The sequence below is a fragment of the Micromonospora sp. MW-13 genome (assembly GCF_003434305.1).
GTDB lineage: Bacteria > Actinomycetota > Actinomycetes > Mycobacteriales > Micromonosporaceae > Micromonospora.
The window spans coordinates 154,950-174,675 of sequence record NZ_QKKX01000005.1 but is presented as its reverse complement, the minus strand read 5'-3'; the positions used below and the strand labels follow the sequence as shown (position 1 = coordinate 174,675).

At 74.0% G+C, this 19,726-nt stretch carries 15 protein-coding genes and 2 pseudogenes; 6 read left to right on the top strand and 11 right to left on the bottom strand.

Annotation, left to right across the window (positions count from 1 at the left end; genetic code table 11):
- Window position 1: 1 nt before the first annotated feature.
- The 10 genes and pseudogenes from C5N14_RS03515 to C5N14_RS03475 form a co-directional block, all read right to left on the bottom strand.
- Complete coding sequence (locus C5N14_RS03515; RefSeq protein ID WP_117665532.1) at window positions 2-1,060, bottom strand: glycosyltransferase family 4 protein; 1,059 nt, start codon at window positions 1,058-1,060, stop codon at window positions 2-4.
- 192 nt (window positions 1,061-1,252) lie between these two features.
- Entirely contained in the window at window positions 1,253-1,921 is a 669-nt protein-coding gene (locus C5N14_RS03510; protein ID WP_117665409.1) for a BON domain-containing protein, read from the bottom strand.
- A gap of 217 nt (window positions 1,922-2,138) precedes the next feature.
- On the bottom strand, window positions 2,139-3,695 hold the full coding sequence (locus tag C5N14_RS03505; RefSeq protein WP_117665407.1) for a trypsin-like peptidase domain-containing protein: 1,557 nt from the start codon (window positions 3,693-3,695) through the stop codon (window positions 2,139-2,141).
- 62 nt (window positions 3,696-3,757) lie between these two features.
- Window positions 3,758-5,002, bottom strand: a pseudogene (locus C5N14_RS03500) (sensor histidine kinase); the annotation flags it as partial.
- Between the two features lie 143 nt (window positions 5,003-5,145).
- Window positions 5,146-5,311 (bottom strand): annotated as a pseudogene (locus C5N14_RS34080) (two-component sensor histidine kinase); the annotation flags it as partial.
- Entirely contained in the window at window positions 5,308-6,009 is a 702-nt protein-coding gene (locus C5N14_RS03495; protein ID WP_117665530.1) for a response regulator transcription factor, read from the bottom strand. The pseudogene C5N14_RS34080 and the gene C5N14_RS03495, both read right to left, overlap by 4 nt.
- A 78-nt stretch (window positions 6,010-6,087) precedes the next feature.
- Window positions 6,088-6,699, bottom strand: coding sequence for a PadR family transcriptional regulator (locus C5N14_RS03490; protein WP_117665403.1), 612 nt, complete (start codon window positions 6,697-6,699; stop codon window positions 6,088-6,090).
- Entirely contained in the window at window positions 6,696-7,526 is an 831-nt protein-coding gene (locus C5N14_RS03485; protein ID WP_117665401.1) for a DUF4097 family beta strand repeat-containing protein, read from the bottom strand. Before C5N14_RS03485 ends, C5N14_RS03490 begins: the two co-directional genes overlap by 4 nt.
- A 100-nt stretch (window positions 7,527-7,626) precedes the next feature.
- Window positions 7,627-8,613 carry a 1-acyl-sn-glycerol-3-phosphate acyltransferase gene (locus C5N14_RS03480; RefSeq protein WP_117665399.1) on the bottom strand — a complete coding sequence of 329 codons (987 nt, stop codon included), beginning with the start codon at window positions 8,611-8,613 and terminating at the stop codon, window positions 7,627-7,629.
- The gene (locus C5N14_RS03475) at window positions 8,610-9,458 is read right to left on the bottom strand and encodes a GNAT family N-acetyltransferase (protein WP_117665528.1); all 849 of its coding nucleotides are present in this window, start codon (window positions 9,456-9,458) and stop codon (window positions 8,610-8,612) included. The genes C5N14_RS03480 and C5N14_RS03475 overlap by 4 nt, the downstream gene beginning before the upstream one ends.
- Before the next feature lie 140 nt (window positions 9,459-9,598).
- Here C5N14_RS03475 and C5N14_RS03470 point away from each other — a divergent pair, with 140 nt between their 5' ends.
- The 6 genes from C5N14_RS03470 to C5N14_RS03445 all read left to right on the top strand — a co-directional run bounded on the left by C5N14_RS03470 (window position 9,599) and on the right by C5N14_RS03445 (window position 17,520).
- The gene (locus C5N14_RS03470; RefSeq protein WP_117665527.1) at window positions 9,599-10,255 is read left to right on the top strand and encodes a hypothetical protein; all 657 of its coding nucleotides are present in this window, start codon (window positions 9,599-9,601) and stop codon (window positions 10,253-10,255) included.
- A gap of 185 nt (window positions 10,256-10,440) precedes the next feature.
- Window positions 10,441-11,379 carry an ATP-binding cassette domain-containing protein gene (locus C5N14_RS03465; RefSeq protein WP_117665397.1) on the top strand — a complete coding sequence of 313 codons (939 nt, stop codon included), beginning with the start codon at window positions 10,441-10,443 and terminating at the stop codon, window positions 11,377-11,379.
- Complete coding sequence (locus tag C5N14_RS03460; protein WP_117665395.1) at window positions 11,376-12,200, top strand: ABC transporter permease; 825 nt, start codon at window positions 11,376-11,378, stop codon at window positions 12,198-12,200. The genes C5N14_RS03465 and C5N14_RS03460 overlap by 4 nt, the downstream gene beginning before the upstream one ends.
- 269 nt (window positions 12,201-12,469) lie before the next feature.
- Window positions 12,470-16,216: a multifunctional oxoglutarate decarboxylase/oxoglutarate dehydrogenase thiamine pyrophosphate-binding subunit/dihydrolipoyllysine-residue succinyltransferase subunit gene (locus C5N14_RS03455; RefSeq protein ID WP_117665393.1), complete on the top strand. Its 3,747-nt coding sequence runs from the start codon at window positions 12,470-12,472 to the stop codon at window positions 16,214-16,216.
- Window positions 16,217-16,333: 117 nt separating this feature from the next.
- Complete coding sequence (locus tag C5N14_RS03450; protein ID WP_117665391.1) at window positions 16,334-16,513, top strand: DUF6104 family protein; 180 nt, start codon at window positions 16,334-16,336, stop codon at window positions 16,511-16,513.
- A gap of 116 nt (window positions 16,514-16,629) precedes the next feature.
- A complete protein-coding gene (locus C5N14_RS03445) occupies window positions 16,630-17,520 on the top strand; it encodes a glycoside hydrolase family 6 protein (RefSeq protein WP_207892604.1) in 891 nt (296 codons plus the stop codon).
- Between the two features lie 3 nt (window positions 17,521-17,523).
- Here C5N14_RS03445 and C5N14_RS03440 read toward each other — a convergent pair whose 3' ends face one another.
- Entirely contained in the window at window positions 17,524-19,725 is a 2,202-nt protein-coding gene (locus C5N14_RS03440; RefSeq protein WP_117665389.1) for a bifunctional polysaccharide deacetylase/glycosyltransferase family 2 protein, read from the bottom strand.
- Window position 19,726 lies beyond the last annotated feature (1 nt).

The following is a 19,726-nucleotide window of genomic DNA, read 5'->3' as shown; positions in this document are numbered from 1 at the left end:
GTCAGCGGGCGGCGACGGGGACCGGCCGGCGGGTCGAGGCGTGCCCGGAGGCGCCGAGGAAGTCCCGGTACACCGCCTCGTAGCCCAGGGCCATCCGGGAGGTGGAGAAGCTCTCCGCCACGTGCGCCACGCACATCGCCGGGTCCAGCCGGCCGGCCTGCCGCAGCGCGTCCGGCAGGTCCTCGGGGCGGTCGCAGACCAGGCCGGTCACGCCGGGGCGGACCAGCTCCGGCACGGCCCCCCGGCGCAGCGCCACCACCGGCGTGCCGGTCGCCATCGCCTCCAGGATCACCATGCCGAACGGCTCCTCCCACTGGATCGGCATGATCAGGCAGCGGGCGTCGACGAGCATCCGCAGGGCGTCGTCCCGGTCGGCGTTGAGCACCACGGTCACGTCCTCGGCGAGCGCCGGCTCGACCACCTGCTCGTAGTACCGGCGCTCGGCGGGCTCGTTGCACTTGCCGGCGAGCACCAGCGGCAGGCCCGCCGCCCGGCAGGCCCGGATCGCCAGGTCCGGGCCTTTGTCCGGGCTGAACCGGGCCAGCCAGAGCACCGGCCCACGGCCCGAAACGGTCTTGTGCGGCACGTCTGCGATGTCGAGCGCGTTGTGCACGGTGCCGACCCACGGCAGCCCCGGGTTCAGCCGGCGCTGGGTGTGTGAGATGGCCACCAGCCCGACTCCGTGGTCGGTGTTGCCGAGCACGGTGCCGTACTCGCCCACCGGGTTGCCGTGCACGGTGGCCACGGTGGGCACCGCCCGGCGGCCGGCGACCAGCGGCCCGATGGTGGTGTGGTCGTGCACGAGGTCGAACTGGTCCGGCCCGACAAGGCGGTCGACGTGGGCCAGGTGGGCCAGCTCCGGCAGCGACTCGCCGAGCCGGTCGTACTGGAGGTTCTCGCAGGTGGGGACGTATCCGGCGCGGGTCCCGTGGTCCGGGCCGGCCCCGAAGACGGTCACCGCGTGCCCCAGGTCGACCAGCGCCTCCACCAGCCCGGCGACCACCTGTTCCAACCCGCCATAACCGGGCGGCGGCACGGACAGCCACGGCGGAACCACCATCGCGATCCTCAGCGGACGCTCCCCCGAGTGGTCGGACGGCAGGTCGGTCACGGCCACGAGTCCTCCCCGTTGGTCCCAATGCGCGTGATCGGCAGCGCTTTCCCGCCAGGGGTGATGGTCAAACGACCGCACGGCGGCCCCACGCGGCCGGCAACGGCCGGCCCACCAGCCGATCCCCCCGCAGGCGCGCCCCTAACCGGCCACCACGAGCCGGTCGTCGACGGCCCCCACCCCCGGGGTCGACCAGGCGATCCGTTCCGCCTCGTCCCGTTCCCACCAGGAGCGGACCACGCCGCTGAGGACCACGGTGTCGCCGTGCACCCGGGCCCGTACCCGCTCGGTGCCGAGGATCCGGGACACGGCCCGCTGCACCTCGTGCCGGGCGCGTTCGCCGGCCGGCCGCCGCGCGGGGACCTCGACCAGGTTGGTCACCCCGCGCACGCCCCGCAGCCGGCGCAGCTCCCGTTCGGCGGTGCGCCGCTGCCAGCCGAACTCCACCTCGCCCCGCAGGACCAGCCACCCGTTGGCGGCGGTCACGTCCAGCCGTTCGGCCGGCACGAAGCTGTCCCACTCCAGGGCCCGGCCGGCCGCGAGGGCCAGTTCGGTGTCGGTCTGCCCGGGAACGTCCGGCGGGCGTACCTCGATGTCGTCGGCGACCGCGCGGACGCCGCGGATCCGCTGGGCGCACCGCACGGCCGCCCAGCGGTGGGCGTAGCTGTCCACCGAGCCGGTGAGGGTGACCACGCCGTGCAGTACGGCCACCCCGACCACGGTCGGCGGGACCTGGGGGTCCCAGTCCAGCTCCGCGAGGACGTCGTGGTGGATCTCCGGGTCGGTCCGGGTGCTCGTCGCCGTGTCCATGGTTCCCCCTCCCGCGCCACCGGGCGCGTGGTCACCGTGCCCGGTGTGGGGGTGAGACCGGCTCACCCGGATCGGGTGAGGGACGCGCGGCGACCCGCCGAGGATCCGGCAGGCGGCCCCGCCGCCCCGGGCCGGAACAGGGAGGAGGCGGCGGGTGGCGAAGCCAACCCCCTTGGCTCCGCCACCCACCGCCCCGGAGGAGGTAGGTCTGTTGGTGTTACGACGTCTCGGAGAGCGTGACGGTTGCCGTCGCCGCCGATCCATTTCGCTGGTACTGCACCTCGACCCGGTCGCCGACCTTGCCGGCCTGGACGGCGCCCACCAGGTCGTTGGAGTCGTTGACCACCGTGTCGCCGAACTTGGTGATCACGTCGCCCCGCTGGAGGCCGGCCTTCTCGGCCGCGCTGCCCGGGGTGACGGACGCGACCACCGCACCGCCGGCCTCGGCCGGGCTCACGCTCACCCCGAGCGAGGGGTGGCTGACCTTCTCGCCGCGCTGGAGCTTCCCGGCGACGTCCTTGGCCTTGTTGCTGGGGATGGCGAAGCCGACGCCGATGTTGCCGGTGCTCTGCCCGGAGGTGGCGATGGCGGTGTTGATGCCGATCACCTCACCCCGGGTGTTGACCAGGGCGCCGCCGGAGTTGCCCGGGTTGATCGGGGCGTCGGTCTGGAGCAGCCCGGAGATCGAGCTGGCCCCCTGACGTGGGTCCTGCTGCTGCTGGTTCTCGCCGGCCTGGATGGTGCGGTCCCGGGCGCTGATGATGCCCGAGGTGACCGAGCCCTGCAGGCCCAGCGGGCTGCCCAGGGCCAGCACCTGGTCGCCGACCTGCATGCCGTCGCTGTCGCCGAACTTGGCGGCCTTGAGGCCGCTGACCCCGGTGGCCTTCACCACGGCCAGGTCGGTCTTCGGGTCGGTGCCGACGATCTTCGCCTCGGCGGACTTGCCGTTGGCGAAGACCACCCGCACGGTGTCGCCGCCGGCGGAGGCCACCACGTGGTTGTTGGTGAGCACGTAGCCGTCGGCGCTGAGGATGACGCCGGAGCCCTCGCCGCTGCCGGTGGTGATCGAGACCACGCTGTCCTGCACGGCGGCGGCGATCTTGGGCAGGTCGGCGCCGTTGATCACCGGCGCGGCGGAGTAGGTGCGGGTGATCCCGCCCGAGTCGCCGTCCACGGCGAGCGCGAGCGCGCCACCGGCGACACCGGAGCCGAGCATCAGCGCGAACACCGCGACGCCCGCGCCGGCCAGCTTGGCGATCCGGCTCGGCTTGGGGGCCGGGCCCTGCGCCCACTGCGGGACCTGCTGGCCGGGGTACTGCGGCGGCACCGGGCCGCCCGGGTACGCGGGACCCCCGGCGTGCGGGGCGTATCCGGGGGCCGCCGGTCCGTGCTGGCCCCCCGCGGCCCAGCCGGACTGCTGCCCGGGCTGCCAGGGGCTCGTCGGGTACTGCCCGGCCGGCTGCTGCTGCCCGGCGACCGGGTACGGCGGGGCCGACGGGGTGCCGGCCGGCGGGGCGTAACCGCCGTACGGGTGCTGGCCGGAGACCGGGGCGGCAGGGCCGGGCCCGGTGCCCGGAGCGTGGGCGGCCACGGGGGCGGTCGGCGCGTCAGCCGTGGGGGTCGTGGGGGCGGTCGGCGCGGCCGGCGCGGGCGGCTCGACGGCCGGGGAGTCGGACTGCCCGGGCGCGACGCGGGACAGCTCGGCGGTGGGGTGCGACGGCTCGGCGTCGGAGGGCGCCGGCCGCCGCTGCGGGTCGGTCTCGTACTCGGTCATGTGTCCACCCTCTCCCCTGCCACTGCGACCAGCCTGGAACCAGCCTGGAAGTTGCCTGAAAGTCACTCGCCCGGATCGTCGATGTCCGGCAGCAGCGGCAGCCGGACCCGGAAGGTCGCGCCCCCGCCGGGAGTCTCGGCGACCTCGACGGCGCCGTGGTGGGCGGCCACCAGCGCCGCCACGATGGCCAGGCCCAGCCCGGTCCCGGTGGCCCCGCCGGCCCGGCGGGTGCGGGCGGCGTCGGCCCGGTAGAAGCGCTCGAAGACCCGCTCGGCCTGCTCCGGGGAGAGCCCGGGGCCGGTGTCGGCGACCTCGACCACCGCCAGGTTGCCCGGCTCGGTACGCAGCCGCAGGGTCACCGAGGCGTCCGGCGGGGTGTGGGTCAGCGCGTTGGTCATCAGGTTGCCGATCACCTGGCGCAGCCGGGCATCGTCGCCGAGCACCACCAGCGGCCCGGAGCCGGGTTCGATCTCCAGCTCGATCCGCCGGTCCGGGGCCACCACCCGGGCGGCCTGCACGGCGTCGCCGGCCAGCAGCGGCAGCTCCACCGGGGCGAGCGAGAGCGGGCGCTCCCGGTCCAACCGGGCGAGCAGCAGCAGGTCCTCCACCAGCAGCCCCATCCGGGACGCCTCGTCCTCGATCCGGCGCAGCAGGCCGGCGGTCTCCTCGGGGGCCCGGGCGGCGCCCTGCCGGTACAGCTCGGCGAAGCCCCGGATGGTGGTCAGCGGCGTACGCAGCTCGTGCGAGGCGTCGGCGACGAACTGCCGCATCCGCTCCTCCGAGCGCCGGGCCCGCGCCTCGGACGCCTGGGCGGCGGCGGCCGCGTCCCGCGCGCCGGCCTCGGCCGACCGGGCGGCGATCTCCGAGGCGGCGCGGGCGGTGAACGCGGCCTCGATCTGGGCCAGCATCGCGTTCAGCGCCCGGGACAGCCGCCCCAGCTCCGACGTGGGGAAGGGCTGCCCCTCCTCTGGGTCGGGCACCCGCCGGGTCAGGTCGCCACCGGCGATGGCCCCGGCGGTGCGTTCGATGTCCAGCAGCGGCTTGAGGCTGGTCCGCACGATCGCCGCCCCGATGGAGGCGAGCAGGATCAGCACCGCCCCGCCGACCAGAAGGTCTATCCAGACCAGCCGCTTCACCGCCCGGTCGACGTCGGTCAGGTGCTGCCCGACGGCGAGCACCCGACCGTCCGGCAACTCCCGATAGAGCATCCGCCAGCGGTCTCCCCCGTCCTGTGCGGGGACATTGAACGGTTTGCCCTCCTGAGCGCGGAAGCCGGCCAGGTCTGTCGGGATCGCCGGCAGGTCGCCCGTTTGCAGGCTGCGGTCGTACCCGATGATCTGGGCCCGGTTCTCGTCGGCGAGCGCGACGACGTAGTCGGTGGGCAGCTCCGCCCGCACCCGACGGGCCTCGAGGTCGGGAAGCACCCCGCCGACCTGGATGCTGGCCGACTGCAACTCGCCGTCCACCTGACCGATCAGGTAGTTGCGCAGGAAGTACGTGGTCAGCGAGCTGATCACCACTAGCGCGGCGGCGACCAACGCCAGCACCGCCGCGACCAGCTTGATCCGCAGCGGCACACCACGCAGCTTGCCCTTTGCCTCCGCGACGGCGCTCACGCCGCCGGCTTGCGCAGTACGTACCCCACGCCGCGCAGGGTGTGGATCAGGCGGGGCTGGGTGTTGTCGACCTTGCGCCGCAGGTAGGAGATGTACGACTCGACGATGTTGTCGTCGCCCCGGAAGTCGTAGTTCCACACGTGGTCGAGGATCTGTGCCTTGGACAGCACCCGGTTGGCGTTCAACATCAGGTACCGCAGCAGCTTGAACTCGGTCGGCGAGAGTTGCACCCGCTGCCCGGACCGGTGCACCTCGTGGGTCTCCTCGTCCAGCTCCAGGTCGGCGAAGGTGAGCCGGGACGGGGCCTGCTCGCCGCTGGCCGTCCGGCGCAGCACGGCCCGGATCCGGGCGGTCAGCTCCTCCAGGCTGAACGGCTTGGTGACGTAGTCGTCGCCGCCCAGGGTCAGCCCGCGGATCTTGTCGTCGGTGGCGTCCCGGGCGGTCAGGAAGACCACCGGGGTACGCGTTCCGCCCTCGCGGAGCATCCGGATGACCTCGAAACCGTCGAGGTCGGGCAGCATCACGTCGAGGACCACCAGGTCGGGGCGGTGGTCCTTGGCGGCGCTCAGCGCGGCGCTCCCGCTGGTCGCGGTGGCCACGTCGAAGCCCGCGAAGCGGAGGCTCGCGGAGAGCAGTTCGAGGATGTTGGGGTCGTCCTCGACGACGAGCAGTCGCGCCTCGGTCTGGGTAGCGGCCATGCCGACCATCATCCGTGACGTCGCTGCGCCCATGCTGGGCGGTTGCTGGAAAAACCCTGAGAACGGCCGCCGGGCCGGTCAGCGCAGCAGGTGGCGCAGCCCGTCCAGGGCGCCGTCGAGCACCCGGATCGCCGTACGGAGCTGGGCGTCGCCGAGCCGGCCGGCGCGAACCAGGCCGCCGACCTCGACGGTGAACGCGGCCAACCGCTGGTCGAACTCGGCCAGCAGGGGCGACTCCCCCGCCGAGGCGGCCGGCCGCGCCGGGCCCCGGGGCGGCGGCTCCCACCTCGTACGCCGGGTCTGCCGGGTGGCCTCGCGCAGCTCCCGCTTGAGGTCCTGGACCGAGCCACGCACCTCGGAGCGGATCTCGCCGGCCAGGGCGGAGAGGTCCGCCACGGAGGCGCTGATGTCGGACTCCAGGGTGGCCAGTTCGCCGGCCCGCTGGCGCAGCTCGGCCCGGCCCGGCTCGGTGATCTCGTAGACCTTGCGCCCACCGGCTGCGGTGTGGGTCACCAGCCCTTCGACCTCCAGCCGCTGGAGCCGGGGGTAGATGGTGCCGGCGCTGGGCGCGTACAGGCCGAGGAAGCGGTCCTCCAGCAGGCGGATCAGCTCGTACCCGTGCTTGGGGCTGTCGTCGAGGAGCTTGAGCAGGTAGAGCCGCAGCCGCCCGTGGCTGAACACGGCGGTCACGGCAGCTCCTCCTCGTCGTCGTCGACCGGGCGGGCGAGCAACGCGATGCTGCCGGAGGTCGCGGACGCCCAGAGCTTACCCGCGCCCGTGCCGATGACCCCCTCGCTGTCCCGCAGGCCGCCCAGCCCGGACCGGTCACGCACCTCGGGGAACCCGCTGGTGATCCGGCCGGCGGTGGTGTGCAGGTGGACGGCGAGGTCGCTGTCCCGGCGGACCCGGACGGTGATGGCACCGGAGATGGTGCTGAGCTGGATCTCGCCGTCGCGCGGGTTGTCCAGGTCGCAGGTGATCTCGCCGGAGACGGTGTGCGCGCGGACCGTGCCGGCGGCGCTGTCGGCGAGGACCACCTCGCCGGAGACGGTCTCCAGGCTCAGGTCTCCGGCGACCCCCAGCGCCTCCACGGGCCCGGAAACGATCTTCGCTGAGGTCCGGCCCCGGACACCCATCAGGATGATCTGCCCCGACGTGACGTCGGCCCGGGTCTGCCGGCACAGGCCCGAGGCGACCAGCGCCCCGTCGACCAGGGTCAGGTCGGCCGGCACGTCGGCGGGGACGGCGATCGAGACGTCGGCCCGGAAGCGCCGGCCGAACTGACCGAGCCACCAGAGCATCCCGGGCATCCTCGGGTGCCGTTCGTGCCGGACGGTCAGCACCCCGTCCCGGTGCTCGACGATCAGCGACCGACGGCCGATCCGGGTGACGTCCACCCGGGCCGGCCCGTCCGCGCCGACCACGTTGAGCCGCCCGGAGACCAGGTGGACCTCCAGCGAGGTGACCGGCCCGTCCAGGGTGAGCTGCTGCGGGCCGTCGACGGTCCAACTGGCCATGGCTACCTCCCCGCCCGGACGCGTCGGGGCGGCGCGTCCATGCGGAGAGAGTAACGCGATACATCGCGACTGAACAAGACTGTCGCGTGTCGGGGAGGCGTCAGGCGGCCAGGCCGACCTCCCGCGCCGCGTCGGCGGCCCGGCTGCCCCGCCCGGTCGGCAGCGGCTCGACCGGCGCGGGGACCCGGGCCGGCACCAGGTGCACGGCCGACTCGGCGACCCGGGCGAGCTGCCGCCGGTCCGCCGCCCGCCCGGGGTGCAGCGCGGCGGCGACCGTCACCGCCACCGTCAAATCGCGGGCGGCCAGCACCCGCCAGACCGACCGGCCGAGAGTCTCCTCGCCGAGGAACGCGGCGACGGTCGTCGGCGACCCGCCGCCGGGACCCGCCCCGCTCCCGGCCGTCACGCCGGTGCCGGCGCGGACCGAGGTGCCGGCGCGGACCGAGGTGCCGGCGCTCAACCGGTAGCCGATCCGGACCGGGACGACCGGCGCACCGGCGTCGATCGCCGCCTGGAACACCGCCGGCCGGAACCCGCCGCCCGGGCGGCACCCGATCGCCGCGCCGCACCAGGTCGTGCCCTCCGGGAAGGCGGCGACCGGGTGGCCGGCCCGCAGCGCCGCGGCCACCCGGCGCACCGTGCCCGGCAGCGCCCGGGGCCGCGCCCGGTCCACGAACACCGTGCCCGCGGCGGCGGCCAGCGGCCCGACCAGCGGCCAGCCGCGCACCTCGCGCTTGGCCACCATCCGGGCCGGCGCCACGGCCAGCAGCGCGAGCACGTCCAGCCACGAGCCGTGGTTGGCCACCACCAGCGCCCGCCGCCGGGGCAACCGGCCCCGGACCACCAGCCGGACGCCGAACGCCCGGACCGTGCCCCGGGCCCAGCCGCGCAGCGCGGCCCGCCGCTCCCGGGCCGGGAGCACCGGCAGCAGCGCGGCCAGCCCGACGCCGGCCACCAGCATCGCGAGCACGGCGACCAGCCGGCCCAGCCGCCGGGCGACCGGCACGGCGGGGATCTCCCCGGGCCCGGGCAGGCAGTCCGGCCCGCAGTCGGAGGCCGGCCGCCAGAGGCCGTGGCGGGCGCTCACCGCTCGCCCCCGCCGAGGAAGTGCCGCAGGTAGCGGGGGTTCATCCGGTCCAGCGAGAACAGCACGTAGAAGTCGGCCACCCGGAAGTCCGGGTCGTACGCCGGCTCGCCGGCCACCCACGCGCCCAACCGCAGGTAGCCGCGCAGCAGCGGCGGGAGGGCGGTCCGGCCGGCCGCCGCGGCCCCGACGCCCGGAGCGCGCGCGCCGACGGTGGGCGGAACGCCCGCGCCGACGGTGGGCGGAACGCCCGCGCCGACGGTGGGCGGGGCGGCGGCCGGCGGCTCGGCGAACCAGGGCCGCAGCGGCCTGACCCGCAGCGGCGGCGGGGCCAGGTGCCGGGCCCGGACCTCGTCCCACACCCCGGCGGCGAGCAGCCCGCCGTCGTCCACCGGGACCGAGGCGCAGCCGCCCAGCCAGCTCGACCCGCGCAGGTGCAGGTAGCGGGTGATGCCGGCCCACATCAGGTTGATCACCGCGCCGGAGCGGTGGTCGGGGTGGACGCAGGACCGGCCGGCCTCCACCAGGACGTCCCGGAGCGGGTCGAGCGCGGTCAGGTCGAACTCGGTGTCCGCGTACCGGCGGGTGGTCCGCCCCGGCGGCAGCAGCCGGTACGTCCCGACCACCGCCCCGGTGCGTTCCTCGCGGACGATCAGGTGGTCGCAGTGGGCGTCGAACTCGTCGGTGTCGAGGCCGGCCGGGTCGGGGCGCAGGGCGGCCCCGAGCTCGGTGGCGAAGACCTCGTGGCGCAGGCGTTGCGCAGCCGCGACCTGGATCGGGTCGTCGGCGATCAGCACGGAGTATCCGCTGGTCGTCAGAGGTACGCCAGCGGCGGGCAGAACGGCCATGAGCACTGTGTAGGTGCCCCGGGTGCCACCAGCGGGGACGACCGGTGTCGATCCGGTGAACGCCGCCGGACGGTCGGCCCCGATCGGGATGAGAGGGTGGTCCACGACAGCGCGGACGTCAGGAGGACCCGTCCATGGCAGTGATCATCCCGGCCCGGTTCAACGGTCCGCCCGGCACCGGCAACGGGGGCTGGACCGCCGGCACCCTCGCCGCCGCCGACGGGCACGACGGGCCGGTCGAGGTGACGCTGCGGCAGCCACCGCCGCTGGAGACCCCGCTGACCGTGTCCGGCGGGCAGGTCCGCGACCCCGAGGGTCGGCTGGTCGCCGAGCTGCGGCCGGCCGGGGACGCGCCGGAGGCGGTGCCGCCGGTCGACCTCGGCACGGCGCGGGCCGCCGCGGCGGCGTACCCGGGGCTGGGAGAGCATCCCTTCCCCGGCTGCTACGTCTGCGGGCCGGACCGGGCCGACGGCCTGCGGATCTTCCCCGGCCGGCTGCCGGACGGGCGGACGGCCGCGCCGTTCACCGCGCCGGTGGAGGTCACCCCCGCGACGGTCTGGGCGGCGCTGGACTGCCCCGGCGGCTGGACGGTGCTCGGCCCCGGCCGCCCGTACGTGCTCGGCCGGATCGCCGCCGTGCTGGACGCGCTGCCGGACCCCGGCGACGAGTGCGTGGTCACCGGCGTGGCGGACGACACCGGCGGGCGCAAGGCACTGGTCCGCACCGCCCTGTACGGCCCCGACGGCCGGCTGCTGGGCCGCGCCCGGGCCACCTGGATCGCGCTGACCGGGGCGTGACCCGGCGGGGGCGGGACGGGCGATCTCGTCCCTGGGGAGGACCCTCTCCTGCCTGAGACGGAGACGGGTGTAGGTGTCGCGCCTGATTGACCTGGTTGCGCCGGCTTGCCACGCTGTGCGACGGCGCATTCGCAACGGCGCCGCACACGTCGGCGCGTTCACGCGCCACGCACGGGAGGAGAGCAATGTCTGACGGGCAGCGAAGCCCCACCACCGGCAGCGGTCAGATCGTGGTGTCCGGCCTGACGAAGCAGTACAAGAACGTCCGGGCGGTCGACAATCTGTCGTTCACGGTCGAACCGGGGCGGGTGACCGGCTTCCTCGGCCCGAACGGCGCCGGCAAGACCACGACGCTGCGCATGCTGCTGAACCTGGTCACCCAGAGTGGCGGCAGCGCGACCATCGGCGGCCGCCGGTACGCCGACCTGGCCGACCCGCTGCGCCACGTCGGCGCGGTGCTGGAGGCGTCCAGCGCGCACAAGGGCCGTACCGGGATCAACCACCTGCGGGTGATCTGCGCGGCGGCCGGGCTGCCGAAGCAGCGGGCCGACGAGGCGCTGGCCCTGGTCGGGCTGACCCCGGCGGCGAAGCGCAAGTTCAAGGGCTACTCGCTGGGCATGAAGCAGCGGCTGGGCATCGCCGCCGCGATGCTCGGCGACCCCCGGGTGCTGATCCTCGACGAGCCGGCGAACGGGCTCGACCCGGAGGGCATCCGGTGGATGCGCGGCTTCCTCAAGGGCCTGGCCCACGAGGGCCGTACCGTGCTGGTCTCCAGCCACCTGCTGTCGGAGATGCAGTTGCTCGCCGACGACGTGGTGATCATCGCGGCCGGCAAGCTGATTCGGCAGGGGCCGGTCGAGCAGGTGCTCGGCTCGATGGCGCAGGGCGGCCGGGTGCGGGTGCGCACCCCGCAGCCCGAGGAGTTGGTCGCGGTGCTGCGCGAGCAGTCCGCGACGGTGGAGACCGACGAGCACGGCGTGCTCCTGGTCGGCGGGGTGGACGCCCCGGCCATCGGCAAGGCCGCCCTGGCCGCGAAGGTGGAACTGCACGAACTGACCCCGGAGCGACCCGACCTGGAACGGGTCTTCCTGGAGCTGACGGCCGGAAAGGCGGGCATCCGATGAACCTCGTCCGATCCGAGCTGCTCAAGATCCGCACCACCAGCACCTGGTGGATCTTCGGGCTCATCTCGCTGCCGCTGTGGGCCCTCACCCTGCTGATCAACTGGTTGCAGACCGACGCGCTGGCCAGCGGCAACTTCGGCGACGTGCCGCCCGAGCAGGCCGAGCAGATCCAGGCCGTGCAGGCCGTGGACAACCTGGCCGCCAACGTCTACACCAACGGCCAGTTCTTCGGGCTGCTCATCGTGATGCTGCTCGGCATCATCGTGGTGACCAGCGAGTTCTTCCACCAGACGGTGACCACCACGTTCCTCACGGTGCCGCACCGCACGGCGGTGATGGTGGCCAAGCTGGTCGCCGCGGCCGTGCTCGCGATGCTGTTCTGGCTGGTCACCACCGTGCTCAACCTGATGTTCGGCGCGCTGATCCTGAACAGCGTGGACGTCGGCGCCCAGCTCGGCAACGACGCGGTCTGGCGGGCGCTCGGGCTCAACGCGGTGGCGTATCTGCTCTGGTCGGTGCTGGGGGTCGGCATCGGGGTGCTGATCCGCAGCCAGATCGGCGCGACGGTGACCGGCATCCTGCTCTACCTGGGCGGCTCGATCGGGGCCGTCGCCGTGCTGAGCATCCTGGCCTCCCGGTACGGGGAGTGGATCAACAAGCTCCAGGTGGTGGTGCCCTCGCTGGCGTCGTCGCTGATGGTCAGCGGGACCGAGATCCCGGGCAACCCGCCCCGCTGGGCGGGCGCGGCGGTGCTGATCGGGTACGCCGTGGTGGCCGGCCTGATCGGCGCCCTCACCATGCGGCGGCGGGACATCTCCTGACGCCCACGGACGACGGAACCCCGGCCCCGGGGCGTGATCCTGTGATCACGCCCCGGGGCCGGGCCCGTTTCCGGCCCACGGTCAACAGGACACGCCGGACTGACCGAACTTCTGGCATCTTCTGTGAAACGGACCACGCGCCGGAGGCGGAAATGCTTAGCGTATTCCTACGGCGTAGCCTGGGAGCCGTCTCCCGTCCACCCGCACAGCGGGGGGACGGCGGACACCGCGTGACACACAAACCCGCGTGAAAGAGGCGATTACCGGCCGTGTCGACCCAGCAGACTTCGCAGGAGAACCCACTGGCGGGTTTCGGCCCGAACGAGTGGATCGTCGAGGAGATGTACCAGCGCTACCTCGCCGACCCAAGCAGCGTCGATTCGGCCTGGCACGACTTCTTCGCCGACTACCGGCCGGCGCCCGGCGCCGCCGCGCCGCGTCCCGACGGCCAGGCCGCCCGGGCGGCTGCCGCCGCGCCGGAGCCCGCCGGGCAGCAGGAGGCCGCCGCCACCGTCGCCCAGCCCGCCGCGAAGGCCGAGCCGGCCGCCCCGAGGGCCGCCGAGCCGAAGGCGGCGCCGGCCGCGCAGCCCACCCCGGCGAAGGCCGCGCCCGCGAAGCCCGCCCCGGCCGCCAAGCCCGCCCCGGCGAAGCCGGCCGTCTCGGGCCCGCAGACCACCCCGCTGCGCGGCGTCGCCGCGAAGATCGTCCAGAACATGGACGCCTCGCTGAGCGTGCCGACCGCGACGAGCGTGCGGGCCGTCCCGGCCAAGCTGCTGGTGGACAACCGCATCGTGATCAACAACCACCTCACCCGGGGGCGCGGTGGCAAGGTCAGCTTCACCCACCTGATCGGGTACGCGATGGTCCGGGCGCTGGTCGAGCACCCGGAGATGAACAACTCCTTCGCCGAGGTCGACGGCAAGCCGGCGATGGTCCGCCCCGAGCACGTCAACCTGGGCATCGCGATCGACCTGGCCAAGCCCGACGGCACCCGCAACCTGGTGGTCCCGTCCATCAAGGGCTGCGAGCGGATGGACTTCCGGCAGTTCTGGCAGGCGTACGAGGACGTGGTCCGGCGCGCCCGCCGCAACGAGCTGACCATGGAGGACTACTCCGGCACCACGATCTCGCTGACCAACCCGGGCGGCATCGGCACGGTGCACTCGATCCCGCGCCTGATGACGGGGCAGAGCGCCATCATCGGCGTCGGCGCGATGGAGTACCCCGCGCCGTACCAGGGGATGAGCGAGGCCACCCTGGCCGAGCTGGCGGTCAGCAAGATCATCACGCTGACCAGCACGTACGACCACCGGATCATCCAGGGCGCGCAGTCCGGCGAGTTCCTCAAGGTCATGCACGAGCTGCTGCTCGGCGAGCACGGCTTCTACGACCAGGTCTTCACCTCGCTGCGCATCCCGTACGAGCCGGTGCGCTGGATGCGGGACGTCGCGGTCGACTCCGAGGGCCAGATCAACAAGACCGCCCGGGTGCACGAGCTGATCCACGCGTACCGGGTGCGCGGCCACCTGATGGCCGACACCGACCCGCTGGAATTCAAGATCCGCAAGCACCCGGACCTGGACGTGCTCCAGCACGGGCTGACCCTGTGGGACCTCGACCGGGTCTTCCCGGTCAACGGCTTCGCCGGCAAGCAGCGGATGAAGCTGCGGAGCATCCTCGGCGTGCTGCGCGACTCGTACTGCCGCCGGGTCGGCGTGGAGTACATGCACATCCAGGATCCGGAGGAGCGGCGCTGGCTCCAGGAGCGGGTCGAGCGCAAGTACGAGAAGCCCAGCACCGACGAGCAGAAGCACGTGCTCAACCGGCTCAACGCCGCCGAGGCGTTCGAGACCTTCCTACAGACGAAGTACGTCGGCCAGAAGCGCTTCTCGCTGGAGGGCGGCGAGTCGCTGATCCCGCTGCTCGGCGAGGTGCTGGAGTCCTCCGCCGAGGCGGGGCTCGACGAGGTCGTCATCGGCATGGCCCACCGCGGCCGGCTCAACGTGCTGGCCAACATCGTCGGCAAGCCGTACGAGAAGATCTTCTCGGAGTTCGAGGGGCACCTCGACCCGCGCTCCACCCAGGGCTCGGGCGACGTGAAGTACCACCTCGGCCAGAACGGCAAGTTCACCACCCCGGACGGCGAGCACGCCGTCAAGGTGTCGGTGGTGGCGAACCCGTCGCACCTGGAGGCCGTCGACCCGGTGCTGGAGGGCATCGTCCGGGCCAAGCAGGACCGGATCGACCTCAAGCTGGAGGGGTACACGGTGCTGCCGCTGGCGGTGCACGGTGACGCCGCCTTCGCCGGCCAGGGCGTGGTCGCCGAGACGCTCAACCTGTCGCAGCTACGGGGTTACCGCACCGGCGGCACGGTGCACGTGGTGGTCAACAACCAGGTCGGCTTCACCACCGCACCGGAACACTCCCGGTCCAGCCTCTACAGCACCGACGTGGCCCGGATGATCGAGGCGCCGATCCTGCACGTCAACGGCGACGACCCCGAGGCCGTGGTCCGGGTCGCCCGGCTGGCGTTCGAGTACCGGCAGGCGTTCAACAAGGACGTCGTGATCGACATGGTCTGCTACCGCCGGCGCGGGCACAACGAGGGCGACGACCCGTCGATGTCCAACCCGCAGATGTACAAGATCATCGACTCGAAGCGGTCGGTCCGGAAGCTGTACACCGAGGAGCTGATCGGCCGGGGCGACATCACCGTGGAGGACGCGGAGGAGCTGCTGCGCGACTACCAGTCGCAGCTGGAGCGGGTCTTCAAGGCCACCCGGGACGCCGCCTCGGCGCCGAAGCAGCCGGCCCGGCAGCGCCGCGAGGACGAGCCGGAGCCGCAGGTGGAGACCGCGACCAGCGTCGACGTGGTCAAGGCGGTCGGCGACGCCCACGTCAACCTGCCGGAGGGCTTCACCCCGCACAAGCGGATCCAGCAGCTCCTCGACCGGCGGGCCAAGATGTCCGTCGAGGGCAACATCGACTGGGGCTTCGGCGAGATCATCGCCTTCGGCGCGCTGCTGCACGACGGGGTCACCGTCCGGCTCGCCGGGCAGGACTCGCGCCGTGGCACGTTCGTGCAGCGGCACGCGTCGGTGGTGGACGCCAGGACCGGCGCCGACCACCTGCCGTTGCAGTCGCTCACCGCCGACGGCGAGCGGTCCCGGTTCTTCGTCCACGACTCGCTGCTCAGCGAGTACGCGGCGATGGGCTTCGAGTACGGCTACTCGGTGGAGAACGTCAACGCGCTGGTCTGCTGGGAGGCCCAGTTCGGCGACTTCGTCAACGGCGCCCAGTCGGTGATCGACGAGTTCATCTCCTCGGGCGAGGTGAAGTGGGGCCAGCGCTCCGCGGTCACCCTGCTGCTGCCGCACGGCCACGAGGGCCAGGGCCCGGACCACACCTCCGGCCGCCCGGAGCGGTTCCTCCAGCTCTGCGCCGAGGACAACATGCGGGTGGCCATCCCGACCACCCCGGCGAACTACTTCCACCTGCTGCGCCGCCAGGCCCTGTCGCCCAAGCGCAAGCCGCTGGTGGTGTTCACGCCGAAGTCGCTGCTGCGGCACAAGCTCTGCGTGTCCCCGGTCGAGGACTTCACCACCGGCACCTTCGCCCCGGTGCTGCGCGACACCGCCGCCGGAGCGCCGGAGCAGGTGAAGCGGGTGCTGCTCTGCTCGGGCAAGGTCTACTACGACCTGTTCCAGGCCCGGGCGGACCGGGGCGTCACCGACACCGCGATCATCCGGATGGAGCAGCTCTACCCGCTGCCCGTCGAGGAGATCCGGGCCGCCCTGGCGCAGTACCCGAACGCCGAGGACTACGCCTGGGTGCAGGAGGAGCCGGCCAACCAGGGCGCGTGGAGCTTCGTCGCGCTCAACCTGCTGGAACACCTCAGCGAGGTCCGGCTGCGCCGCATCTCCCGCCCGGCCGCCGCCGCCCCGGCGGTCGGCTCGGCCAAGATGCACGAGGTCGAGCAGAACGCGCTGATCGAGGCGGCCCTGCCCCGCCCGTGACCTGACCGCACCGCCGCGCAGCGGGGCAGCGACCGTCGCCACGACGGGCCGCTGCCCCGCTCGCGTCGACGGACCACCGACCGGCCGCCGGCCGGAGCCAGGAATGAGGACGTACGGATGTACTTCACCGACCGTGGGATCGAGGAACTGGTCGAACGCCGGGGCGAGGAGTCGGTCAGCATCGAGTGGCTCGGCGAGCGGCTGCGCGACTTCGTGGACCTGAACCCCGAGTTCGAGACGCCGATCGAGCGGTTCGCCACCTGGCTGGCCCGCCTGGACGACGAGGACGAGGACTGAGCCGCCGCGCGGCCGGAGCGGCCGGGGCCGCCCTGGCGCTGCTGCTCGCCGGCTGCGGCGCCGACCCCGCGCACCAGGCCGCGCCGGGCGGCGACGGCGGGGCCGCGCCGACGGCCCTGCCGCCCGTCTTCTACGTCGACCCGGCGAACCCGGCCGGCGAGCAGGCGGACCGCTGGGCGGCGCGGGGGCGCACCGCCGACGCGGAGGCGCTGCGCGCGATCGCCGGCCGCCCGAGCGCGAAGTGGCTCACCGGCACGCCGGCGGTCCGCGCCGAGGTGGACGCCTTCCTGGCGGCGGCGGCCGTCGCCGGGCAGACGCCGGTGCTGGTGGTGCACAACGTGCCGGACCGCGACTGCGCCCGGCGCGGCGCCGGCGGGGCCGGGGACGCGGCGGACTACCAGCGCTGGATCCGGGACCTGGCGGCCGGGGTGGCCGGCCGACCGGTCACCGTGGTCCTCGAACCCGGCGCCGTCGCGGACGCCGTGGCCGGCTGCGTACCCGACGTCGCCGGCCGGCTCGCGCTGCTGCGGGACGCGGTGTCGGTGCTGGGCAGCACCGGCAGCGCGCGGGTGTACCTCGACGCCGGACACCCGGGCTGGATCGCCGACGTCGACCGGCTCGCCGCGGCGCTGCGCCGCGCCGGGATCGCCGACGCGGCCGGCTTCGCCCTGAACGTGGCGAACTTCGTCGGCACCGAGGAGAACGTCCGCTACGGTCACCGGCTCTCCGACACGCTCGGCGGGGCGACCCGGTTCGTCGTCGACACCAGCCGCAACGGCAACGGCCCGCACCCGGCCCCCACGGTGGACGGCGCGCCGAGTTGGTGCAACCCGCCCGGGCGGGCGCTGGGCGAGGAGCCGGCGGCCGACCCCGGCCCGGACCGGGTGGACGCCCTGCTCTGGGTCAAGTACCCGGGCGAGTCCGACGGCGCCTGCCGCCCCGGGGAGCCGGACAGCGGCGTCTGGTGGCCCGAGTACGCCCTCGACCTGGCCCGCCGCGCCCGCTGACCGTCAGCCGGTGCCGGCGCGGGCGGTCGGGCGCAGGCCGGTGCGGCGCAGCTTCTGCCAGCCCAGCCGGCCGCCGGTCAGCGCGGTGACCACCGACTGGATCATCACCAGGTACATCAACTGCCGGTAGACGAACTGCTGCAACGGCAGCACCCAGAGCACGCCCAGCCTCTCCCGGTCCAGCCGGAACGCCACCACCGCGGTGAGGAACTGCACCGCCAGCATGGCCAGCCAGGCCACCACCGTCGCGGTCCGGTCGAGGAAGAACAGGCCGTACAGGGCGAGCAGGTCGATCATCGGCGCCAGTAGCGGCAGCAGCACCCCGAACAGGCTCAGGAACAGCAGGCAGCGGCGGCTGAACCGGCCGGACGCGCCGTGGTCGAGCAGCGAGCGGCGGTGCTTCCACATCGCCTGCATGGTGCCGTAGCTCCACCGGTAGCGCTGCTTCCACAACTGTCCCATCGTCGCCGGCGCCTCGGTCCACGCCCGGGCCGTCTCCTCGTACACCACCTTCCAGCCGGCCCGGCCCAGGGCCATGGTGATGTCGGTGTCCTCGGCCAGGGTGTCGTCGGTCAGCCCGCCCGCGTACCCGAGGGCCTGCCGGCGGAAGCCGCCGATCGCGCCGGGCACGGTCGACATGCACCGCAGGGTCTCGTAGAGGCGGCGGTCGAGGTTGAACCCGATGACGTACTCGATGTGCTGCCACTTGGCGATCAGGCTGTCCCGGTTGCCCACCTTGACGTTGCCGGCGACCGCGCCCACCTGCGGGTCGGCGAACGGCTGGACCAGCCGGCGCACGGCGTCCGGCTCGAAGACGGTGTCGCCGTCGACCAGCACCAGCAGCTCGTGGCGGGCCAGCGCCACGCCGGTGTTGAGCGCGCTCGGCTTGCCGCCGTTCGGCTTGCGGACGACCCGGACGTTCGGCAGGCCGAGCCCCTCGGCGATGTCGGCGGTCCCGTCCGTCGAACCGTCGTCGACCACGACGACCTCGATCCCCCCGGGGTGGTCGCCGGTGGCCAGCGACCGGACCGCCGCGGCGATCCCCTCCTTCTCGTTGTACGCGGGGACGATCACCGACACCGGCTCGGTCACCGGCGGCCCCCAGGCCCAGTCCCGGGCCCGGCGGCGCCGGGCGTGCCGCCCGGCGAGCAGGAACAGCAGGACGGTGCGGCCGACGGTGAGCACGCCGACGAGCACGAAGAGCACGCCGAAGACGGTGAGCGTGCGGTCGGCACCCCGCACCGCCCAGACCAGCATCCGGCCCCGCCACCGGTCCGCCCCGGACGCGGCCGGGTTCCCGGTCACCTGGTGGTCGACCCCGGCCACGGCCAGCGCCAGGTTCAGCCCCTCGGTCGCGGTGGTGAACCGGTAGCCGCGTTCCTTCATCAGCGGGATGAAGCGGTCCAGGGCGGCGACGGTCTGGGCCCGGTCCCCGCCGGCGTCGTGCCACAGGCTGATCGCGCCCGAGTAACCGGTCGGCGTGGCGTTGGCGACCGTGACGTCCACCCCGGGCAGCGCCCAGTCCCGGCTGTCGGTGTCGTTGAGCACGGTGAGGTAGCCCAGCTCGCCGGCCTCGGTGACCAGTGGCCAGTCCCGGTCGTCGATCGCGTCGGCGTGCGAGGAGTACGGGAACCGGATCAGCGAGGACCGGACCCCGGCCGCGCCGGCGAGCACGAGCTGGGTCTGGGCGTACTCCAGGCGGCGCCGCCAGCCGGGCAGCGTGGTCAGGTCGGGGTGGGTGAAGGTGTGCACGCCGACCTCGTGCCCTCCGGCGACCAGCTCCCGGACCAGCCCGGGGTGCCGGGCGGCCTGCGACCCGACCACGAAGAAGGTGCCCTTCACCTGGTGGGCGTCGAGGACCCGCAGCACCTCGCGGGTCCACGTCGGGTCGGGACCGTCGTCGAAGGTGAGCGCGACGGTGCGCGGGGGCAGCCGGTAGGAGCGGTGCTGGCCGCCGGCGGCGTTGATGATCGGGCCGCCGTCGACCACCTCGGTGGGCACCCGGTCCTGGCCGTCGTCGTGCTGCGCGCGGTCGGGGACGAAGGCGGCGTTCGCGTACGCCCCGACGAAGAGCACGCCGGCCAGGACGACGAGCACGACGCCCAGCAGGGCCCAGCTCGGCGGCGGCGCGGTCCGGCGGGCCCGCCGGCTGCGGCGGGCGGGCGGCGGGGGCCGACCGGTGAACGGATTGGCGGCTGTCCGCACG